This is a genomic window from Xenorhabdus santafensis (assembly GCF_033949405.1).
GTDB classification, from domain to species: Bacteria; Pseudomonadota; Gammaproteobacteria; order Enterobacterales; family Enterobacteriaceae; genus Xenorhabdus; species Xenorhabdus santafensis.
Map to the genome: position 1 here is coordinate 17,615 of NZ_VCDN01000003.1, position 19,673 is coordinate 37,287.

Consider the following 19,673-nt stretch of genomic DNA (forward strand, 5'->3'; position numbering starts at 1 on the left):
ATCATTTTTAATCTCATGGCTTCATATTGAATACCAAATTAATCATACCGTTCAAATATTCTCCATAAAACGTCAATAGCCCCTAGTAAAAATGCTATATTTATAGTAAATAATTTATTGTTAATTTCTCATGATATTAGAGGGTGTTGTTGAATCTATTTTTATAGCCATATTATTTATTTAATGAAAGTAACGTGCGGTAACTTTTCAGGCAGTACTGTATCAGTATTTAAAAAAACATATAAATAAAAGGGAAAATGTATGAGCGATTGGGAGGCTGTCCCTGTATTGGCTGCATTGGATCTAGATAAATTGGTTTATTTTTATACAGCCAAACTTGGGTTCCATTGCGACAATTGTGTTCCGAATAAATATGCGATAATTAGCAAAGGGGAAACTGAAATCCATTTTTGGGCATGCAACGATAAATACATTGCAGAGAACACTTCTTGCTATATTTTCGTGAAAGATATCCAAAGTGTGTTTCAAGAACTACAAGCGCAGACTGAAGTCTCTCCGCTTGCGGAAACTCCATGGGGCATGTTGGAATTCCACCTAATTGATCCAAGTGGAAATTTACTTAAATTTGGGCAGCTAGTTTAGCTGTTTAACGTTCTCTCCAACTTCTGTTTATTCAAAATATATGGACGTCGAACTTGAAAAATCCATTCAAACGTATGGCTTCTTTTTACGTTTAAAAGAAATAACGGAGTGGCCCCTCTTTGTTTAATAACCTTTCCGAAAGCTGCGCTGCCGTAGACTTTATCTGCAATCACAAAATCGGATGGAGGAAATTATTCACTAATTTTTTTGTGAGTGAGTTATTTTTCTGCAAATACATTTACACCTGTGAGATTAGCAGTGAAATTCCACAATCTTAAAGCTTCCGATGGATCAATTGCATATTCACAAACACCGATAAAGGGGTCTTTATAATCTGATGCTAGTCCGATAATGTCACAATCTTCACAATAAAGCCCCCCCAACCCATTCAAAGCTGGGCTTGTTGCTGCCCATACTTCAGTTGCAGCTCCTTGCGCTGGAGATTTAAAAAGTACATCTGAGGCTGTTGATGACGCATTAAATCCTGAATTGATCGGTTTTTGGACTCTTATAGGCCCCCTATAACTATTTTAAGGTAATTCGGCTCTAGTATGCGGGGTATAAAATTCCTCCAGCGCAGCAACCTCATCACTACTAAGAGCGATATTCATACAATGAGCATTATCTATAAGTTGTTCAGTTGATGTCACTCCAACGATTGGTGAAGCGATTGATGGTTTAGATAGTAACCAGATTAAAGCTATATATGCGAGCTTACACTCTTTACTGGTTGCAATTTCATTTAGAACAAAAATAATTTTCTCGTCACTTTGCTTTGCAGACCTATATAACCATGACAATTCCTTGTCTGTTTGCGAACGAATAGTATCGGCATGATTTGTTAGTTTACCTCTGGCAATGGCTCCATGGCGTAACACCAATCCCTTCAGAAACACAATAAGGAAGCATTTCTTTTTCTCGATTGATGAGATTGTAATGATTTTGCATACTGATAAACTGGCTCCAATCAATGGTCTCCACTTTTCTCTGACCAATAAGTCATTTTGCCAAAATCGTTCAAACACGCCCGCTGCCTGCCATTCCTGTAAACGGCAGTGAATACTACTTGAAGAGCAAATTCCTGTGGTATTTAAGACACTTCACTGGAATCTAGTTCTCAAGATAAAGAAATACGACTTCATATTCGGCGTTCTTTGCGGCAAATTTTAGAACGATACATTGCGAAATGGGTAAAGCATCCAGAACAAAAGGAGGTTGCGAAAATCATTGCTGGATCGTTAGCATAGCAATACGAAAAAATTATTTCTCAGATATTGATCAAACATATTAAATCATATTACTTGTATCCATTCATGCAATTACCTAAATTAGCGCTTTGTTGATGCTATATTTATTTTAATATTATTTACATGAGAGCTAAAATAAGATCCATTGTTTTCTTGTGACCGTTCCTAAATGAGTTGAATCTGTTTTTTCTTTTTTAATCAAAAGGAGAGTTCATGATGTTAACATTTAAAATAGCCACCTATGTTCAATTAACATTAATTAGATAACAGCACATTTTAATCATATGTAAAAAACACCCTTAAATACAAATTAATAAATCATTAATTAGAATGATAATGTATTTACTTTCTTCCAGCATTGAAACCTCTCTCCGCTGTTGAATTATAAAGATAATTGTCAGGCTATCTTTGGGAAAGAGTTATCTAAATAACATATTGAATAAAATAAAAATTCTTTATGTCATGACACTGATAAAAACTTCTATTAAATCATTACCCCTTATTATGGGAAAAACTCGGATTACACATAAACATAAAAGTAAAAATATTCTTATTTACAAAGCCATTAAAACAGAGGATATCTCAAATTTTAGTGCAGCCGAAAAAGAAAACCTAAATTTAATTGAACAACAGATGGCAACAAAATCGCTCAATCATCTGAAATCTGAATTTAATTAGTTAATTCAAGGAGTGCAAAAATGAAAGAGAAACCTGGAATTATTAGATACTTGGTATTGGTAGCACTACTTGATTTTATTGGTTTGGGAATGGTTGTAGCGATATTCCCGCATATGATGATCTCTGATGCTGTTTCTCTATTCCCAAGCGATTGGGAGCATCAAGAAAAGGTGATTATGCTGGGAATTTTCCTTGCTACCTATCCACTTGGGCAGTTTTTTGGTGCTTCCATTTTGGGAAAAATGTCAGATATTTATGGCCGAAGAAAGATGATGTTAATAGCTATTGCGGGCACTGCAATCGCATTTTTCATCAGTGCTTATGCCGTGATTGCAGCATCGGCGTGGCTTTTGCTGTTTAGCCGCTTGTTAGCAGGACTGATGGCAGGCAACGTGGCAATAGCACAAGCAAGCATGGCTGATATCAGTTCACTGAGTAATAAAACGAAAAACCTTACGATGATCCAGACTGCATTGGGTCTGGCTTGGGTCATCGGGCCACCGGTAGGAGGCTGGTTAGCCCATTTTTCTCTGGGGCAATTCAGCGGTTATATGACGCCATTCGTTATTATGGCTGCTATCTTTACTTTGTTATTCATTTATACATTAGTTGCATACCCCGATACGCTAGAAACTCATACCCAAGAAAAAATAAATATTTTTTCCGGTTTAGTGCAAATTGCAAAAGCCTACAGCCACGCTGAACTGAGAACTGCATTTGCTATCTGGACGATTTTCGTTGCGGGTTGGTGGTTATTTGAATCTTTCCTACCTGCTTATCTGTTGGATATTTATCGTTTCAGTTCATTTCAGATTGGTACTTTTCTAGCGTCAATGGGAGCAACCTACGCGCTGTTCCAATATATTGTGGTAAGACACGTTGCCAAATCCGCTAAACCTGAAAATATGGTGCGATATTCACTAGTGGTGTCATCACTTGCTGTCATGGCAATTTCAATGGTAAGCAATGTGATTTATCTGCATATCTTAATTACCCTTTTCGTTACTTCTATGGGCTTTGCATTACCTGGCCTGATTAGCAGTATTTCAAACCTGGCGCCAGAAAATGAACAAGGTGAAATCATGGGTTCAATCAGCTCCATTCAGGCACTGGCCACATTAATAGTCATGTTGTTGGGAGGTTTCCTTGATACCACGAATATCCGAGTAACTGTGGTGGGTGGCGGATTATTACTGTTAATAAGTTGGCTACTTTTTGTAGTGCGCCTAAAAGCCATTAATCGCAAAGCTATTAGCGACTATAAGGAGCTGCAATGAAAAGCCATTATCAGGTATTAATTGTGTAGGTACTGGCCCGTCGGATTGCTACTGGTGTGCAGGATAAAGAAAAATGGAATTGATGTGGTAGTGATCGAGAAAAGATCTTCCTGTTCAACTCAACTTTACGCATTAGCAGATACCAATAGAAACCTGGCTACTTTATTGATAGCAGCCAGATTGTTCTAATTTCATATGATTAAACTAATTCTGTCACTTTGCTAATAAAAATCACGATCATAACGTTCTGATTAAAGTGTAAAAAGCTTCTTTCGAACCATTTGTCGATATTCTGTCGGGCTTAAATCAAAATGTTGCTTGAACACTTTACTCAGGTAAGCCTGACTCTCATATCCAGCTGCTACAGATATTTCATGTACAGTTAAATTAGTCTTGGCAAGAAGATCTTTTGCCATCTCTAAGCGTACTCCTTGAATATATTTTTTAGTAGATATTCCCGTAGAGTTTTTAAATCGTCGGGTCAATGTCCGTGGAGAAATAGAAAAATAAGCGGCTAATCTATTAAGATCTATGTCTTCTTTAATATTTTCTTTTAACCAAGATTGAATATCGCTTATTAATTCATCTGGATGTCTATCTACTGCACCGTCGAGGTACCGTTGTTCTTCATATGGCCGCCGTATTTCATGAGAAAAATTGCGTTGTACATTTTTAGCTGCTTTCTTGCCATAAAGACGGGAAACTAAATGAACCATAACATCTGCTAGTGCATTGAGGCTAGCTGCACAGTAGATTCTATTTGATTGAGTAATGAAAAATTCTGTTTTTAAGTTTACCTTGGGATAATCTTTTTTAAATTGCTTGGAATAATGCCAATGCGTCGTTGCAGCAAGGCCATCTAATAAACCTGACTCCGCTAACAAGCATACTCCAGTGCCAACAGCAACTATTGTCGCTCCGTTTTCCCACTGATTTAATAAATAGCTCAAGATATTGCTACAATTTTTTATAATAGGTTTTGGGTTTCGCCAAATGCCAGGAACAATTATTAAATCTGCGTAGGAGGCAGAATTAGCAGATGAATCTGCCTTAATCTTAAAATTTTCATGCAACGAAATATCACAACCTTTATCTGAAATATAATGAACACTGATGTTATGGATTTTATTTTCTATCTGTGATGAGGCTAAACCAGCATGAAGCATTTCAATAGGCAAGGTAATGCTGCTAGACAGGAGATTAGGAAAAATAACAATGTGTACATTTTTTATTTTCATATGTTATCAGTTATTAATTGGCCTAAAAATATAAAGTATTGGCTATTTTTTCATAATGAAACATTATTGATTGGATTAGAATATTCATCAACTAATTAATTTTCATAGGAATGAAAATCATATGCTTGCTTTGCCTGTTATCGTTGGTTCTGGTGGTATAAACGCTTCCGGAAGAACGTCATTCCATCAAGGATTTCGCCGTATTGTTATTGATAAATTAAGCCAAGAAGCTCGCCAAGAGACTTTTTGGGGCCTCGCGACGTTAATGAACTTAGTTTCAATTGGTAAAAATGGCTTTATCGATCACGAAGGCCAACCAATCATGTTGCATGAGATTGAATCCAAGTATGGTGAAGAAATATTGCAAGGGACGTTGATTCGCAAAATAGATAAGTCTCATTTTGATGTAGATGCCACACATTGGCAAAAGAAGATGACACTGAGTGCAAAAAAAGGGGATAAATTGGTTTTTGAAACTGAACAATCCTCGTTGCCTACTCCTGTACCTCGAAATTGGGAAATTACCTCGCTCGGAAATAATCGAGTAGAAGTTACAGTACATGGCGATCTTTGTGTTAAACACGATGCCTATTTGGACAATAGAATTAAAGCAGCAGGTCAACTCCCCAAGGGGTTTGAACTCGAAAAATTATATAAAAGCCATAACCATCCCCGAGGATTACAAGCAACTATTTTTGCAGCTACCGATGCTATAAAGTCATGTGGGTTAGATTGGGACGAAGTTTTATCTTTGGTAGAGCCAGACAAAATTGGTACTTATTCAGCTTCTTTAACTGGTCAAATGCAAAAAGAAGGGTTTGGCGGGCTAATGGGAAATCGTCTCCGAGGTGAGAGAAGCAATAGTAAGAATTTGGCATTAGGGCTAAATTCTATGTCTACAGACTTTATAAATGCATATGTTATTGGAAGTGTCGGCACAACTTTTTCAACAACTGGGGCATGTGCAACATTCCTTTATAATTTGAAAGCTGCAGTAAACGATATACAAGGTGGGCGTACCCGTGTCGCTATTGTGGGAAGTGCAGACTGTGCAATCACACCAGAAATTGTCGAAGGTTTTGCGAATATGGGGGCTTTGGCTGACCTTGATAGCCTTAAAAAATTAGACGGAGTGGATGAAGAAAATATAGATTTAAGTCGAGTGAGTCGGCCATTTGGAAATAATTGTGGCTTTACAATAGGTGAAAGTGCTCAATTTATTGTGCTAATGGACGATGCCTTGGCTGTTTCTTTAGGTGCACATATTATGGCGGCTGTCCCTGATGTTTTTGTAAATGCGGACGGGATTAAAAAATCCATTACAGCCCCAGGTGCGGGTAATTATATTACCATGACTAAGGCTGTATCATTGGCAGCCAACATTATCAGCAAAGAGTCTGTTCAAAATCGGAGCTGTATTATTGCACACGGTTCAAGCACACCGCAAAATAGAGTGACTGAATCGCATGTATATGACTGTGTAGCAAAAGCGTTTCGTATTTCAAATTGGAAAATAACTGCGCCAAAAGCTTATGTTGGTCATACCTTAGCAGCGTCAAGCGGTGATCAGATAGCAATCGCGCTTGGTATATTTAGCCACAATATAGTTCCAGGTATTTCTACTATAGAAAAAGTCGCCGATGACGTTTATGCAGAGCACCTTGATATTAGAACTTCGAACTATCATACCGAGGAAATTGATATAGCATTTGTCAACTCGAAAGGGTTTGGTGGCAATAATGCAACCGCTCCACTTTTGTCTCCAAGCGTAGTATTTAGCATGATTGCTAAACGTCATGGTATCGAAGCTGTTGAAGCTTATTATAATAAAAACCTTAAGATTAAAGCTAACCAAGCTGACTATCGTAAAAAAGTTAACTCGGGTGAGTTTGATTTAATATATAGATTTGGCGAGAATGTGATAAATGAAGAAAATATCAATATAACTGAAGAGGAAATTCATTTGCCAGGCTACGAACTGCCTATTATTTTGTCAAAAAATAACCCTTTTGAAGACATGCATTAATAAATTATACCATACTTATTTTTTATTATGTGAATACAAAAATTATATCATAAAAAATTAGAGAGCAAGCATTTAGCTCTCTAATTTTTATTCAGAGATATTTATTCTTTAAATTTAATAAGTTAATTTACTTTTGGCATATGGCACGTTGGGATAATTAAATACGTGAGTATTGCTTTAAAATCACCCCTTATCATAGCGCTTAATGGTCTCTTGTAATCTTTTACTATGTTCTTTAGCTTTGTTTATTATTTCACCTTTAGTATTCCCAGTAACGTTTTTTACATCATATACGCTCGCGATCTCATATAGAATAACGGGTTCTATATAATGCATTTTTGAGTATTCTGCTGATTTTTTAATAGGTTCAAGAAAATTATCCATGCGAGAAGTATATTCGTCTAGCTTAAAGTTCCTTTCCGGTTGTCCTACAGTAAAACTAGGTAATAATTTTTTATTTTTTAACTTATATCCTTTTGAACCATAAGCGAATTGATACTCGAACACTTGGTCAAACCAAACTTTCAGTATTGCGGGCATGTTAAACCAATACATTGGGTATTGTAAGATAATAAAATCATGCCTCAACAATGCCTCTTGTTCTGCAGCAACATCAATATTGTAATTAGGGCTTAGGTTATAAATGTCACGAATTTCAAGCTCAATATTACTTTTTTTTAATTCCTCAACAATTGTTTTATTCGCAGCGGACTGTTGAATGTTCGGGTGAGCTAATATCATTAATGGCATTTTTATTTCCTTATGTAATTATTTTATATAAGCTATGTGTTTTATAGTTCCCATAATTAGTTTATGATGATTTTTTACCATTACAATAACTATCCATTTTGATAGTGAGGAGAAATTTTATGGCAATGATTACAAAAGGAGAGAATGGCCAAATTGCATTTAACGGGAAGAATTATCCTTGTTTTATCAGTATGGCGATGGATTTAATTGGGGGTAAATGGAAAGGAGTAATTTTGTATTATTTGAAGGATAAAAATAAGCGATTTAGTGAACTAAGAAAAGATATCCCTCATATAACCGAGATGACTTTAAGCATACAACTCAAGAAGTTAGAAAAAGATGGCTTAATAATACGAGATGTTTATGGCGATAAACCACCTATTAAAGTTGTTTATTCCCTGACTGAGTTTGGAAAGTCATTAAAACCGGTGTTTGAATCGTTATCAATATGGCTGCTTGAGGTATCAAAAGATGTATGAAATCAATATGAGCATAAAGAGATGATACGAAAGTTATTGGGTTTTACTGAGGGCCTGCACAAGGCGAAATGATGTATTCCCCCAATCAATGCCTAATAATATTTCGATATAATTTTTTCATCTTAGTTATTTTAAAATGTAATTAAAATTGTGTAATTAAATACTTTATCTAGGTTAATAATTTTCAGCTTGCTGCTTAATATTACCCTCTTCTTTTTTTGAAATAGTCTGGTATTTTGGAAATAAATACCTCATAAATTATCAATTTCCAGACACCAGAATGTTTCCAAAATATATGAAGAGGGTAATATTTATGGATGTAGCCTCTAGCGGAATATTTCTATCTCATCAAATTCATACACTGATTTTTTATTAACCGAGCGAAAACTAAAATGTTTTATTGCAAGCATTGAGAGCGGAAGTTGGCAGATGTTCATTCTGTCTGAATGGCTGCTTTCAACCAGTTGAAATCCCAGCAACAAGATTGTATTGATACGTGACTATATATTGCGTTCTGTTAAGTAAAAAGCCACCTGCATAGCAGATGGCTTTGGCATGTCCCTGAATGGAGGGTGCTGATGGTTAACTCATTCTCATTCAGTAACAGATTACGGATTCCCTTAAAAAATATTTCACTCAACCATGAAAAAGTTAATCAGATATTATAAATTTATAACATGTCTGTAGCGCTACACTTTTCACTTGATGAACCATATTTAATCTAGCAATACTTTAATTAACCAAAATTTGCATATTTTACATTTAAACTTTAATGTAAAATATAACCGTGTAATAATAAGTGATATCCTTAACACCAAGGTATAGATCAAATTAATATGATAAACCCACATAAATATCTATTCTGAAAATCAGCCTGGTGTGGCTTCGCCAATAATTTTACATCGTAATTATTTTATTAGTATAATAACCAATATATTGAGCCAGACATAAAACACTACGAGTAATTAAGCACTCATTATGCAATGAGGTCAACATGAAAATAATCAAAAAGTGCACTAAAATGTACACTCTTCACATATTATTATGTTTTTCATGTAAAAAAAAGTTGCGATAAACTATTCTTATAAAGCAACATATCGAAAAATATTATGGAAGGTAGTAAGTTAATAATGTAATGTCTTAAGAATAAATCTAACAACATTATTATTTTCCGAAATGAAAACATCAGGAATAAAACGAAAGTCTAATATCATTAGTAACATTGAGTATATGATGAGAAGAGAGGGTGAAAATAAATCCTCACTGGCTATGCGTTCAGGTGTTACAAGAACAACACTCTATAAAATTCTTGATGGTCAAATAAATAAAGTTCAGCATTCAACAATCACGCGGATTGCCGATTTTTTCGGAGTCAGGTGTGATGTCATTGAGCATTGCAATATTGAAGAACTTGATCGTATAGATAATACCCTCTCCTCCGAGGGTAATAGGAACCCTTCTGCCATTCCGTTGATTCCCCAGTCAGATGTGTTAGGCAGCATGGATGATCGTATCGGTCAGCTTGTCATGAAATACCCGATAATTTGGGCTTTCGAAGAAGGTGCCAACCTGGTTGGAATGACGGTAGAAACTGAAATTGATAAAATTTTTTTCCCTGGTGATACATTAATCATTAAGCGCTATGCCGCACCTGTCAAAAATCAGCCATCGCTAATATATGCACCCGATAAAGGATTTTATCTCCACGATGTGTCTAGTGGCTCAAAAAAAGTGCCAACCATAAACGAGCAATTAATTGGAATCATAATCGAAGAACGCATTTCGTAAGCAAAGGAGCATTAGCTGTGTCAGGTAATCAAAAATATAAATTGCTGGGTTTCAGTCGCTCTTCCGATGCAATAAGGGCAAACATCATGATCCTGTCTACCGGAAAAAGCATCAGCATTCCGTTAAAGGAGTTGGAAAGCAGTCAGGTTTCAGAGGATCTCAATAGAAATGAACTCAGAGAAATCTATCGCCGAATTTATGGAGGCGAGGATACAGTCACTGCCTATGATCTCGCAGATCGAAATGAGCGTTCTTGGTTTGCCTATCTGATGATTGCACTTTCTCTGGCTATTATTTATATCTTTTGCACAGTAACAGGAATAAAGCCAATCAGTGTCCCCTATATTAATATGGTGATACCTGCCGCAATCTTTTTTTATCCATTAACTTTCATTCTCGTTGATATCCTCAATGAATTTTACGGGCTTCGTCTGGCCAGAAAAGCCATTCTTTTTTCGTTTATTACCAATATCCTGTTTGTTCTCGGCTTGATGTTCACAGCAATATTGCCGGGCCTGAAAGAGTGGGGATTAGCAGAAGCCTATACTGAAATTGTTCATAGCATTGCTGCTGTCCTTGTTGCATCTTCAGTTGCTTATATTGTCTCTGAGAATGTCAATTCATGGCTGTTATGTAAAATTAAAGAACTGACCAACTCCCGTTACCTTTTTATTCGTATCATAACCAGCACAACTATCGCGGCCGCATTGGACAGTGTTATTTTTTGTACGCTGGCATTTTATAATACGCTGGATGCCGACACGATTAAGGTCATTATTTTATCCCAATTTATTATCAAAATAACCTACGCAATTGTCGGTGTTGGGCCAATCTATGCTACCCGGGCGCTATTCAGAAAATATATAACCTCATAGAAGAGAAGCCATAATGGACATTCAAAAATCAATAACACATCTTGGAAAAAAAACCGATTACATACAAAGTTATTCACCAGAATTACTTGAAACAATACCGCGATCACTCGCACGCGATGTTATCGATATCAGTTCCGATTCATTACCTTTTCAGGGTTTTGACCTTTGGACTGCGTGGGAACTTTCTTGGTTGAATAGCAAAGGAAAACCGATTGTCGCAATAGGTGAGTTTACTATTCCTGCAACCAGCCCGGGGTTAATTGAATCGAAATCGTTCAAGCTATATCTCAACAGTTTTAATCAGACTAAATTCGAGACGACTGATGATGTGATTAGGGCGATGAAAAAAGATCTGTCCCAGACAGCCGGCGAACCTGTGGAAGTGAAACTTTATCCTCACCTTGACGGGTACGGCCATGAAATCAGCCAATTCTCAGGCCAGTCGCTGGATGAGTTAGATATCGAAATAGATGGGTACGACTTTGATGCGACGATACTGGCTAATGCAGCTCCGGCGGAAGCAGATATTGTTTCGGAGACAGTGTATTCAAATCTATTAAAATCAAATTGTCTGGTTACAAACCAACCAGACTGGGGCAGCGTTGTTATTCGTTATGAGGGCGCAAAGATTAATCATGAAAGATTGCTGCGTTACCTTATTTCTTTCAGAACACATAACGAATTCCATGAGCAATGTGTCGAGCGAATTTATAATGATATCATGCGCTATTGCCATCCAGAGAAATTGACCGTATTTGCCCGTTATACAAGACGTGGTGGGTTGGATATTAACCCTTTCAGAAGTAATTATGAAAGTGCCCCACAGACAGGACGGCTTATCCGCCAGTAATTAATATTATTCAGAGTGAGACGCGATTGCCTCACTCTGCCCTCTTCTGCCAAAATAAAAACTATCACTAGGTCAATAATATATTCAAATTGACAGACATAATTACTATCAACCACAAGCCCAATGGATTTTGTTCGTCAACAAATCTATTTGAGCCACACCATCCCCGCCGATATTGGGATCACCCAGGCTTTCATCAAATTCAAAGTAAAACTCACTCAAATCATCCGGAGTAGATTGTGCTGAATGTGTTGTTCCACCAAAATGGTGATCGTAAAAATACTTATCTAAATTAAGATTCAGTTTTTCACTGACTTCATGGAATATCGGTATATATCCCTTAATATCTTCTATTTTCAAATTATCAATAGCTTCAGTGTCTTCAATATCATATAACCAATCAGGATTTTCTTCGGGCTTTATTCCTACATTAGGATCATCAGAATAAGGCACTAAATTGAAATAATTAGCTGGCTGATCAGATGAAAAACAATGTGTTTCATGCATTGATTCATAATCAATAGGTATGCAATTCTTGCTGGGTAATTCGCACTGTTCTCCTGAGCATTCTTCTTCGGTCAGATAAATAAAACACCAGCCTCCACCTATCTCGTCAACCTGATACACTTCACGCGCATGTCTATTATTACGGTATGAAATTAGCTCCTGCCAAAAAGCATCATCACCTAAAGCGTCACCGCCTTTTTCTAAAAATTCATTTACACCTTCTTCTTCATCATCTTCAAAATCATTTCCCTGAAAAACAGATAAATATTCTACATCAGAACTTCTCACATTATATTCAGCAGGAATTTTCACAGTAAAAATATGCGCCATTGGTACACCGTTTACCCGGCTTCTTGGCCACTGGCAGGGTTTAATACCTGAGGGTCTTCCAAATGCCCACCCATCTGTTCCAGTCTCAGAGTATGTCACGACATAGATGTTCTGTGGTTTCTTCATTTCCATTCCCAAAAATATTTCCTAATCAAGGTTGTCAAAAAAATTTAAATAATTCTTCTGACAACTTTTTTATCATAAAAATTCATATTTTTTGAAAATTGACGTACCACTTTGCCGCGTGTCTGCAAACACAGACATCATGCTTTATAGATATCTTTAAATACGGCAGAAAATTGGCCTTTACCCTGAATTATCTGAATATTATCCATTTAAAGCATCAGCCTTGGTAAATATGTTACGGCCAATTTCATATGCTACCTCCTGATACGCATGGGGGGCTGTTAATTCAGGATAAAACAGCAATTCTGAAGTGATAATGGGGGTGCCACAATAATCAAAAATACCATGGTTAATCTGTGTGTTTATTGCATCCGTGAAACCATGCTTTGAATAAGTACCTCTGCTAGCAGACGCCAAAGCAACCAAATGTACCGGAAGGTGCTGAAGTTTTTTCTCCAACCTGCCATCAGGATGCTCGTTATAAGCCCAGCCATGGCAGAACACACGATCTATCCACCCCTTAATCAGGGCCGGCATTGTCCACCAATAGATAGGATAAACCAGAACCAGCGCATCTGACCTGTCAATACGTGCTTGCTCAGCAATAACATCAGCCGGAGGTAAACCTGTTTTGTAAAAGGCAGCAATATCTGACTCAGTAAATCTCGGATCAAATCCTTCTTTAGTAAGATCGGCAATTTCAGCGCTATTTGCGGGGTTTGATCGCCTGATACCATCGGCAATATATTGAGCCACATGACCACTGAGAGAGTCTGAAATGGGGTGTGAGAGAACGATAAGTGCGCGCACCAACTGCCTCCTTCTTGATTATGATAAAAGACAAGCGTAATCTATATACCAAAAGTAAGTTACCATTAGTAAGTTACCTTTGGTATATAAATATGTCAAGCAACAAACTTCATTTAAAACAGGCTCATTCACACACGCGTGTTCGCCTCAGCAGAGAAGAACGCTACCAGCAGCTAACCGACATTGCCTGGAAGATCATTCGGGAAGAAGGAACAGAGGCTCTGACACTGGGCAAGCTGGCTGAAAAAGCCTCCGTGACTAAACCCGTTGTTTACGATCATTTTGGTACACGCTCTGGTTTGTTAGCGGCGCTGTACACTGAATTTGATAACCGCCAAACGGCGATTATAGACGCGGCGATTCAGCAAAGTGAGCCCGTTCTGGAAGAAAAAGCCGCCGTTATTGCGTCTTCTTATATCCATTGTGTGCTCAATCAAGGACGTGAAATACCCAGTATTATCGCCGCCTTAGCGGGTTCACCTGAACTTGAGAAAATAAAACGCGAATATGCCAGAATTTTCATAGAAAAATGCGAAGCGATATTGATGCCATACACCAAGGGCGGAAAAATTACAGCCGCACGCCTATTGGCAATGTTGGGAGCAGCAGAAGTTTTATCTTATGCCGCAGTAAATGGCGATATCACAGCCTCTCAGGCAGAAATAGAGCTTGCCGCAGTCATCATTGCGTTGGTTGAAAGAAGTATGAAATAACTAAACTGACGCGCCGCTCTGTGGCGTGTTTGCCGGTGCCAGATGTAAAACGTTTTGTTTTGCATTCAACGTCTGGTACCCATCGCACAGTGGCTTTTCAGGCCCTTCGAATCATGGCGACAAGTGCGATGGCGGCAATTCCCACGGCACTGACAATGGCGGTGATTATTAGTGTATCGGAATATCCCACCCTCGCGCCAAATATTCCGGCACCGAGATAGATAAATGGATGAGCCCCGCTGGTTACAAAAGTATCCACGGCAACAACTTTGCCGAGATCTTTTTGCGGGGAAAGTGTTTGCATCGCAGTTGCCCAACCCGTAAGCCACGATGCCTCAACAATGCCAATAAATGCTGCTCCCACAACGACCATCCAAGCAAAGCTGCCCACCCCCAACAAGAGCATGGCGCTACAGAGAAATAGGCCGCAAATCACGGCAAGTAATATTAAACGCTGATGGCCCGAAGTCAGTACCGTAATCACAGAACCGATACACGCGCCAACACCCGATGCAGCCAGACAAAAACCCCACATTGTGTCACTGAAACGGGAGCTGATTGCATAGGGTGCAACGACCAAAAAAATGGGAAAACACAGGACATTCAGGATCAATGTCGCGGCAAAACCAAGCGATAAAACAGCGTTGTCAGTAATAACCGCGATACCATTTAATACTTCCCGTAAGGAGAATTTATTGTCTGAAACACGCGCCCCGATATCCGGTATCAACGCAGTAAAAAAGGCGGCGGCGAAAAATGTTATCCCATCCATGAGTATTCCCCAGACAGGCTCCCATAATATGATCACAACACCGACAGTGGCTGGAAAAACGACAGCGACAAAGTTGTCGATAAAATTCATCGAACCATTTCCGGCGACTAACGCCTGCTTGGGGAGTAGGTTCACTAGCAAAACTTGGGCGCATGGGCGAGAAACCCCTATTCCAATGCCGAAAATGAGGTAGGCAAGGGTTAATCCCCACCACGGCGCACTGGATATGATTAATGCCGTTGCAACAACTTGTGCCAACCCCCTCACGGTGTCTGTCGCGATGAGCACATGCTTCGGTGATTTTCTGTCCGCCAATACTCCTCCGGCAAGCGCACCAATCACTGTACCTATTCCTACCGCAGCCATGACGATGCCGAAAACATCTGCGCCAAGTTTGGCGTGGATCAAAGCAACGGGTAAAGCAGCCAGACAAACGGCGTCACCAATCATGGACAACCCTTGCCCAATCAGTAATTTTCGGAAGGATGAGGAACGTAATACTTCGGAATAAGGTGCTGCCCGTTCAGAAAATGAAGCCATTCGGTTTCCCCGCAATATTTACTGCGCCCGTCAGTATTCTCTGCTCCATTGGCTGAAATGGTCGTTCTTCCTTGTCTATCATTTCTTTTTATATCAATGAAGCCCCTGAATGGCTATGGAACCATCCTCATTAACATCTTCTATCAAGCGCAAAAAATAAATATTTTATGGAAAAAATTGAACGCGGCTTCCGGCATCATGCTTCCTCTGCACCATACTGTTTAACCACCATAATCAGCTGGCTTTCATATAAAATATCCAACTTGCCTTCAATTTGATATTTTTCTACCAGTATTTTTAATTTTTCAATAAACAGCTCACCGTGAGCAGCCAAAGCGCGTTGTGCTTGGGTCGATGAACGGCTCATACCGATAAATGCTTCAGCGGGAATATGCATGTTCCAGCGAGTATTGAGGGCAATGTGGTGGATATTTATGGAGGAGAAAGCAATATTCAGTTCCCGTACATAATCAAAATTCCGATAGTGACGGTTATAATTGGGGCTTAATTCTTCCAGCAGATTTTCATACTCATGCAAAAATTCACTGTGCCGGTAATCCCGGTTATTTTGTAATATTGCCATAATGCCATTGTCAGCCAGACAATGACTTACCAGATGCAATACCGTTTCCCGCTCCATCCATTGAAAAGATTGTGCTGCCATGACCAAATCAGGCTGCCCCACGCTGGAGAGATGCTGCTCAGCACTGCCATGTAGCCAATTGACCCACGGAAGTTTTTGTTTACCGATGTCAATCATGTCCTGAGAAATATCAATGGCAGTGTAACGGTTCTGCTGACCAAGCAAATTTGCCAGCCCTTCGAGTGCAATCCCTGTTCCTGCGCCGATATCAACAATAGACAGAGCCCTGCCTTCCGGCAACCAGTGACCAATCTCGCGAAAAAGTGCCTGTGGGTAATGAGGCCGGTAGCGATCATAGTTTTCCGCCAAGCCATCAAACTTTGCTTTTTGCTCTGCCATTGATGAATTCTCTCTATGTGTTGGGTAAATGTTTTCTCTAATTCTCACTCATTTTTACCTGACCTAAATGTGAGAATGGCATTTGTAAATCCATATTAATACAGCTATGAAATACCAACAAAAATTAATCTTAATTATTATATAACTCGAAACTATGTTAGTATTCTTTTCATTAATTCATCATGCATCGATTTATTTTCTTTTAACATCATATAAAACTGAGGTGCAAAAAAATTATATTTATCACGAAGTGAATTTAATGAGACAGGTTCAAGTTTCATAACATTAACAATCGGTATTGCCAACCCGAAATCTTTCTCAATGAAATAATCATAAACACTATGACCGTTGCCCGGAATTGCTTTCTCGGCAAGTTCTGCGATTTCTTTAGCAGTTCCTTCGATTGGTTTATCCAATATAATAACACCTTGGATTTCTTTTACGGGAGATGTCACATAGATAAATGCAAGCGTTCTTTTTCTCCTAAAACGGCGCCTAAACTCATATTTTTTCTGCCCAGACAATATTTTTTCCCATGCCGGCTTATGTAAGCTAAGAACGATACTGTCTTCTATCCCTATATTTTCAATAGAAATATCATTATCCATATTTTTTCTCATTTCATTAGAATAAAAATATTTTTCCCGATTAACCGTTAGCTGGAGTATTTTATACCCGCCTAAATGAATAAATCACTCTGCCAGTATAATACAGTTGCACGCTCTGATTTATTCACATTATAAAAATATGAGATCAGAATCGCATTAATTGAATAATAAAATATTAAATGTACTTTAACATAAACATATTATGGAAAATCCACACCTCTTTGGAGTCTCTATGCTAAATAAGAATTCTATGTTATTGCTGGTGTTATCCATTGCCGTTTTTGGTGTTATTACTACTGAAGTCGCTGTCATAGGGTTGCTTCCACAATTAGAATCTCAACTTCATGTTACTCCCACTCAGGTTGGATTTCTTGTCAGTATTTACGCTATTGTTGTTGCCATAACAGGGCCATTTATTACATTGATGCTATCTGGATATAATAAAAAACACATTCTCCTCATTATTCTCTGCATATTTGTTATTTCTAATCTGATATATGCGACAACAAATAATTTCAATTTGATGTTATTTTTCAGAATACTTCCCGCTCTGATGCACGCGGTCTTTTTTGCCGTTGCACTTGTAGTTGCCGCTAATTCAGTGTCTAAAGAAAAAAGCCCGGGAGCGGTAGCAAAAGTCTTTGCAGGCGTTGCGGTGGGGTTGGTATTAGGTGTGCCACTGAGTTCGTTTATCGCAGAAAATATCTCATTGAGTTCCGCTTTTTATTTTGGTGCTGGGATTTGTACAGTTGCGTTCATTGGGGTTTTATTTTTTGTCCCTTCTTCCCCATCTGCAGAAAAAGTTATTTTTTCTAGCCAATTGGCTGTATTACGAAAAGGAAAACTGTGGCTGACCATTTTCACTGTGACATTAGTTTTCTCAGCAATGTTTTCGAATTTCAGCTATATCACAGATTACCTGTCTAAAATTACGCATCTGCATAATAATCTGATCAGCACAATTTTAATTATATTTGGGATCAGTGGTTTTTTAGGTAATTTTGTCTTTAGCTATTTTTTACAAAAAAATGTCATAAAAACCACTCATTTATATCCTTTGTTATTAATCCTTTTATATGTTCTCGTCTGGTATCTGGGGTTCTCTCCAATAGCCATGTTTGTGCTGATTATTTTTTGGGGAGCGCTGCATTCTGCGGGGCTTGTGATTAGCCAGACATGGCTCATGCGGGAGGCCAGTGAAGCGCCGGAGTTCGCCAACAGCTTGTATATTTCTTTTTCTAATTTAGGCATAACGATTGGCGCAATGGTTGGAGGGTGGGTTGTCTCTTATTTAGGAGTGCATACTATCGTACTCAGTAGTATTGCATTTTCACTTATGGCGTTTTTAAGCATTTATATTAAAAATAAGATTGATAATAGAACGCCATAAAATACACTTAACGGCCTGTTTTATAATTAATATATTGATATTTAAGAAAGTCTTTTATTCCTCTTGCTATGAGGAATAAAAGATAGACTAAATTAACTAATGCCAATCTGTCAGTTTTTCTGGATTACGCATTACCCAAATTTCGTTAATTTTTCCTTCCCTAACATGGGTTGAAATAACAGTGATGGTACGGCCTGCCACTTTGCCAATCAACCCAGGTTCGCCATTCACCATTCCCTCTTCGATTTGAAGATCATGTTGACGCTCAAATGCTGAAAGGAAAAAATTGACAATCGCATCCCGACCAAACAGTGGTTCAATTGCCGCACTGACAATGCCACCGCCATCGGTGACTGCACTGGCCCTTTCATCCAAGACTGCGACCAGTTCCTTAATATTGCCTGTAATCCATGCAGCTCGGAAAGCATTATTAACGCGCTTATGTTCTTCTGGAGAAGAGGTAATATTGCATTCTTGCTTGATCCGTTTTCGTCCCGAGGAAGCAAGTTGACGGCATGCTTGAGGTGTCCTGTCAACAATCTCACTGATTTCTTCGAACGAATATTGGAAAACATCATGGAGAATAAAACTGACCCGTTCGGCGGGTGTCATTTTGTCAAGGACTATCATCAAAGCCATCGAAACAGAATGAGCACTGATGAGATGATCAACCGGATCATTTATTTCAGATACAGACTCCCACCAGTCATTGTGTGAAACAGGTTCGGGCAGCCACTCGCCAATATAGACTTCTCGCTTTGATCTGGCGGACTTAAGTTTATCAAGACAAATCCGGGTTAGTGTTGTTCGTTGCCAAGCGATAGGGGATACAATTTGCTGACGTTCTGTTTGAGTCAGTTTATACCACCGTAAATAGGTTTCTTGCACTGCATCTTCGGCATCCGGCATCGTTCCCAAAAATCGATATGCCAGCGATTCAAGTTTAGAGCGTTCAGAATATATTTTAGTTCGGTCTTCACATCCTCGATCTTCATACACCATGCTTCTCACTTTCCTCTTTTTATCTATACCCTTCGTCTTTCAAGTTGCCTCTTTGTTGACTGAACAAATTCGTTGCGGACAA

18 protein-coding genes and 2 pseudogenes are annotated in these 19,673 nt (G+C 38.4%); 9 read left to right on the forward strand and 11 right to left on the reverse strand.

The genetic code is table 11. The features are described 5' to 3' along the window. The first annotated feature begins 261 nt into the window (after positions 1 to 261). Positions 262 to 603: a bleomycin resistance protein gene (locus tag FE392_RS00620; protein WP_319928297.1), complete on the forward strand. Its 342-nt coding sequence runs from the start codon at positions 262 to 264 to the stop codon at positions 601 to 603. Between the two features lie 530 nt (positions 604 to 1,133). Here FE392_RS00620 and FE392_RS00625 read toward each other — a convergent pair. The 3 genes and pseudogenes from FE392_RS00625 to FE392_RS00630 form a co-directional block, all read right to left on the reverse strand. Then, positions 1,134 to 1,463: an aldo/keto reductase gene (locus FE392_RS00625; protein ID WP_439153448.1), complete on the reverse strand. Its 330-nt coding sequence runs from the start codon at positions 1,461 to 1,463 to the stop codon at positions 1,134 to 1,136. Further along, positions 1,442 to 1,569: pseudogene (locus FE392_RS22095) on the reverse strand (aldo/keto reductase); the annotation flags it as partial. The pseudogene FE392_RS22095 and the gene FE392_RS00625, both read right to left, overlap by 22 nt. 26 nt (positions 1,570 to 1,595) lie before the next feature. Continuing rightward, positions 1,596 to 1,730 (reverse strand): annotated as a pseudogene (locus tag FE392_RS00630) (IS5/IS1182 family transposase); the annotation flags it as partial. A gap of 818 nt (positions 1,731 to 2,548) precedes the next feature. On the opposite strand from FE392_RS00630, the gene FE392_RS00635 reads away from it, so the two are divergent. Continuing rightward, complete coding sequence (locus FE392_RS00635) at positions 2,549 to 3,805, forward strand: MFS transporter (RefSeq protein WP_319928298.1); 1,257 nt, start codon at positions 2,549 to 2,551, stop codon at positions 3,803 to 3,805. A gap of 251 nt (positions 3,806 to 4,056) precedes the next feature. Here FE392_RS00635 and FE392_RS00640 read toward each other — a convergent pair whose 3' ends face one another. Then, positions 4,057 to 5,043: a GlxA family transcriptional regulator gene (locus FE392_RS00640; RefSeq protein ID WP_319928299.1), complete on the reverse strand. Its 987-nt coding sequence runs from the start codon at positions 5,041 to 5,043 to the stop codon at positions 4,057 to 4,059. Positions 5,044 to 5,164: 121 nt separating this feature from the next. Between FE392_RS00640 and FE392_RS00645 the strand changes: the two genes are divergently transcribed. After that, on the forward strand, positions 5,165 to 7,069 hold the full coding sequence (locus FE392_RS00645) for a beta-ketoacyl synthase (protein WP_319928300.1): 1,905 nt from the start codon (positions 5,165 to 5,167) through the stop codon (positions 7,067 to 7,069). Positions 7,070 to 7,252: 183 nt separating this feature from the next. Here the strand turns inward: FE392_RS00645 and FE392_RS00650 are convergent, their stop codons facing one another. Then, positions 7,253 to 7,819, reverse strand: a complete 567-nt coding sequence (locus tag FE392_RS00650; RefSeq protein ID WP_319928301.1) for an NAD(P)H-dependent oxidoreductase — start codon at positions 7,817 to 7,819, stop codon at positions 7,253 to 7,255. Positions 7,820 to 7,938: 119 nt separating this feature from the next. Between FE392_RS00650 and FE392_RS00655 the strand changes: the two genes are divergently transcribed. The 4 genes from FE392_RS00655 (at position 7,939) to queF (ending at position 11,811) form a co-directional block, all read left to right on the forward strand. Then, positions 7,939 to 8,298: a winged helix-turn-helix transcriptional regulator gene (locus tag FE392_RS00655; RefSeq protein ID WP_319928302.1), complete on the forward strand. Its 360-nt coding sequence runs from the start codon at positions 7,939 to 7,941 to the stop codon at positions 8,296 to 8,298. Positions 8,299 to 9,528: 1,230 nt separating this feature from the next. Continuing rightward, entirely contained in the window at positions 9,529 to 10,086 is a 558-nt protein-coding gene (locus tag FE392_RS00660; RefSeq protein WP_319928303.1) for a helix-turn-helix domain-containing protein, read from the forward strand. A 17-nt stretch (positions 10,087 to 10,103) separates the two neighbouring features. Next, on the forward strand, positions 10,104 to 10,961 hold the full coding sequence (locus FE392_RS00665; RefSeq protein ID WP_319928304.1) for a queuosine precursor transporter: 858 nt from the start codon (positions 10,104 to 10,106) through the stop codon (positions 10,959 to 10,961). A 13-nt stretch (positions 10,962 to 10,974) separates the two neighbouring features. Beyond that, positions 10,975 to 11,811, forward strand: a complete 837-nt coding sequence (gene queF, locus FE392_RS00670) for an NADPH-dependent 7-cyano-7-deazaguanine reductase QueF (RefSeq protein ID WP_319928305.1) — start codon at positions 10,975 to 10,977, stop codon at positions 11,809 to 11,811. Between the two features lie 108 nt (positions 11,812 to 11,919). Here the strand turns inward: queF and FE392_RS00675 are convergent, their stop codons facing one another. Beyond that, complete coding sequence (locus tag FE392_RS00675) at positions 11,920 to 12,774, reverse strand: hypothetical protein (RefSeq protein ID WP_319928306.1); 855 nt, start codon at positions 12,772 to 12,774, stop codon at positions 11,920 to 11,922. Positions 12,775 to 12,975: 201 nt separating this feature from the next. Continuing rightward, entirely contained in the window at positions 12,976 to 13,584 is a 609-nt protein-coding gene (locus FE392_RS00680) for an NAD(P)H-dependent oxidoreductase (protein ID WP_319928307.1), read from the reverse strand. A gap of 92 nt (positions 13,585 to 13,676) precedes the next feature. Here FE392_RS00680 and FE392_RS00685 point away from each other — a divergent pair, with 92 nt between their 5' ends. After that, positions 13,677 to 14,297, forward strand: coding sequence for a TetR/AcrR family transcriptional regulator (locus FE392_RS00685; protein ID WP_319928308.1), 621 nt, complete (start codon positions 13,677 to 13,679; stop codon positions 14,295 to 14,297). Between the two features lie 97 nt (positions 14,298 to 14,394). Here FE392_RS00685 and FE392_RS00690 read toward each other — a convergent pair whose 3' ends face one another. The 3 genes from FE392_RS00690 to FE392_RS00700 all read right to left on the reverse strand — a co-directional run bounded on the left by FE392_RS00690 (position 14,395) and on the right by FE392_RS00700 (position 17,199). Continuing rightward, on the reverse strand, positions 14,395 to 15,609 hold the full coding sequence (locus FE392_RS00690; protein WP_319928309.1) for an MFS transporter: 1,215 nt from the start codon (positions 15,607 to 15,609) through the stop codon (positions 14,395 to 14,397). A gap of 196 nt (positions 15,610 to 15,805) precedes the next feature. Further along, complete coding sequence (locus FE392_RS00695) at positions 15,806 to 16,591, reverse strand: class I SAM-dependent methyltransferase (protein ID WP_319928310.1); 786 nt, start codon at positions 16,589 to 16,591, stop codon at positions 15,806 to 15,808. A 152-nt stretch (positions 16,592 to 16,743) separates the two neighbouring features. After that, positions 16,744 to 17,199, reverse strand: a complete 456-nt coding sequence (locus FE392_RS00700; RefSeq protein ID WP_319928311.1) for a hypothetical protein — start codon at positions 17,197 to 17,199, stop codon at positions 16,744 to 16,746. Between the two features lie 232 nt (positions 17,200 to 17,431). Here FE392_RS00700 and FE392_RS00705 point away from each other — a divergent pair, with 232 nt between their 5' ends. Further along, positions 17,432 to 18,589, forward strand: a complete 1,158-nt coding sequence (locus FE392_RS00705; RefSeq protein ID WP_319928312.1) for an MFS transporter — start codon at positions 17,432 to 17,434, stop codon at positions 18,587 to 18,589. Positions 18,590 to 18,685: 96 nt separating this feature from the next. Here FE392_RS00705 and sigJ read toward each other — a convergent pair whose 3' ends face one another. Further along, positions 18,686 to 19,591 carry an RNA polymerase sigma factor SigJ gene (gene sigJ / locus FE392_RS00710; RefSeq protein ID WP_319928313.1) on the reverse strand — a complete coding sequence of 302 codons (906 nt, stop codon included), beginning with the start codon at positions 19,589 to 19,591 and terminating at the stop codon, positions 18,686 to 18,688. Between the last annotated feature and the right edge of the window lie 82 nt (positions 19,592 to 19,673).

Excerpts from the sequence above, each read along its gene's own strand:
- FE392_RS00650 (WP_319928301.1), bottom strand. The coding sequence starts at position 7,819 with ATGCCATTAATGATATTAGCTCACCCGAACATTCAACAGTCCGCTGCG.
- FE392_RS00660 (WP_319928303.1), top strand. The coding sequence starts at position 9,529 with ATGATGAGAAGAGAGGGTGAAAATAAATCCTCACTGGCTATGCGTTCA.
- FE392_RS00620 (WP_319928297.1), top strand. The coding sequence starts at position 262 with ATGAGCGATTGGGAGGCTGTCCCTGTATTGGCTGCATTGGATCTAGAT.
- FE392_RS00705 (WP_319928312.1), top strand. The coding sequence starts at position 17,432 with ATGCTAAATAAGAATTCTATGTTATTGCTGGTGTTATCCATTGCCGTT.
- FE392_RS00695 (WP_319928310.1), bottom strand. The coding sequence starts at position 16,591 with ATGGCAGAGCAAAAAGCAAAGTTTGATGGCTTGGCGGAAAACTATGAT.
- FE392_RS00640 (WP_319928299.1), bottom strand. The coding sequence starts at position 5,043 with ATGAAAATAAAAAATGTACACATTGTTATTTTTCCTAATCTCCTGTCT.
- FE392_RS00690 (WP_319928309.1), bottom strand. The coding sequence starts at position 15,609 with ATGGCTTCATTTTCTGAACGGGCAGCACCTTATTCCGAAGTATTACGT.
- FE392_RS00700 (WP_319928311.1), bottom strand. The coding sequence starts at position 17,199 with ATGGATAATGATATTTCTATTGAAAATATAGGGATAGAAGACAGTATC.
- FE392_RS00635 (WP_319928298.1), top strand. The coding sequence starts at position 2,549 with ATGAAAGAGAAACCTGGAATTATTAGATACTTGGTATTGGTAGCACTA.
- queF (WP_319928305.1), top strand. The coding sequence starts at position 10,975 with ATGGACATTCAAAAATCAATAACACATCTTGGAAAAAAAACCGATTAC.
- sigJ (WP_319928313.1), bottom strand. The coding sequence starts at position 19,591 with ATGGTGTATGAAGATCGAGGATGTGAAGACCGAACTAAAATATATTCT.
- FE392_RS00645 (WP_319928300.1), top strand. The coding sequence starts at position 5,165 with ATGCTTGCTTTGCCTGTTATCGTTGGTTCTGGTGGTATAAACGCTTCC.
- FE392_RS00685 (WP_319928308.1), top strand. The coding sequence starts at position 13,677 with ATGTCAAGCAACAAACTTCATTTAAAACAGGCTCATTCACACACGCGT.
- FE392_RS00655 (WP_319928302.1), top strand. The coding sequence starts at position 7,939 with ATGGCAATGATTACAAAAGGAGAGAATGGCCAAATTGCATTTAACGGG.
- FE392_RS00675 (WP_319928306.1), bottom strand. The coding sequence starts at position 12,774 with ATGAAGAAACCACAGAACATCTATGTCGTGACATACTCTGAGACTGGA.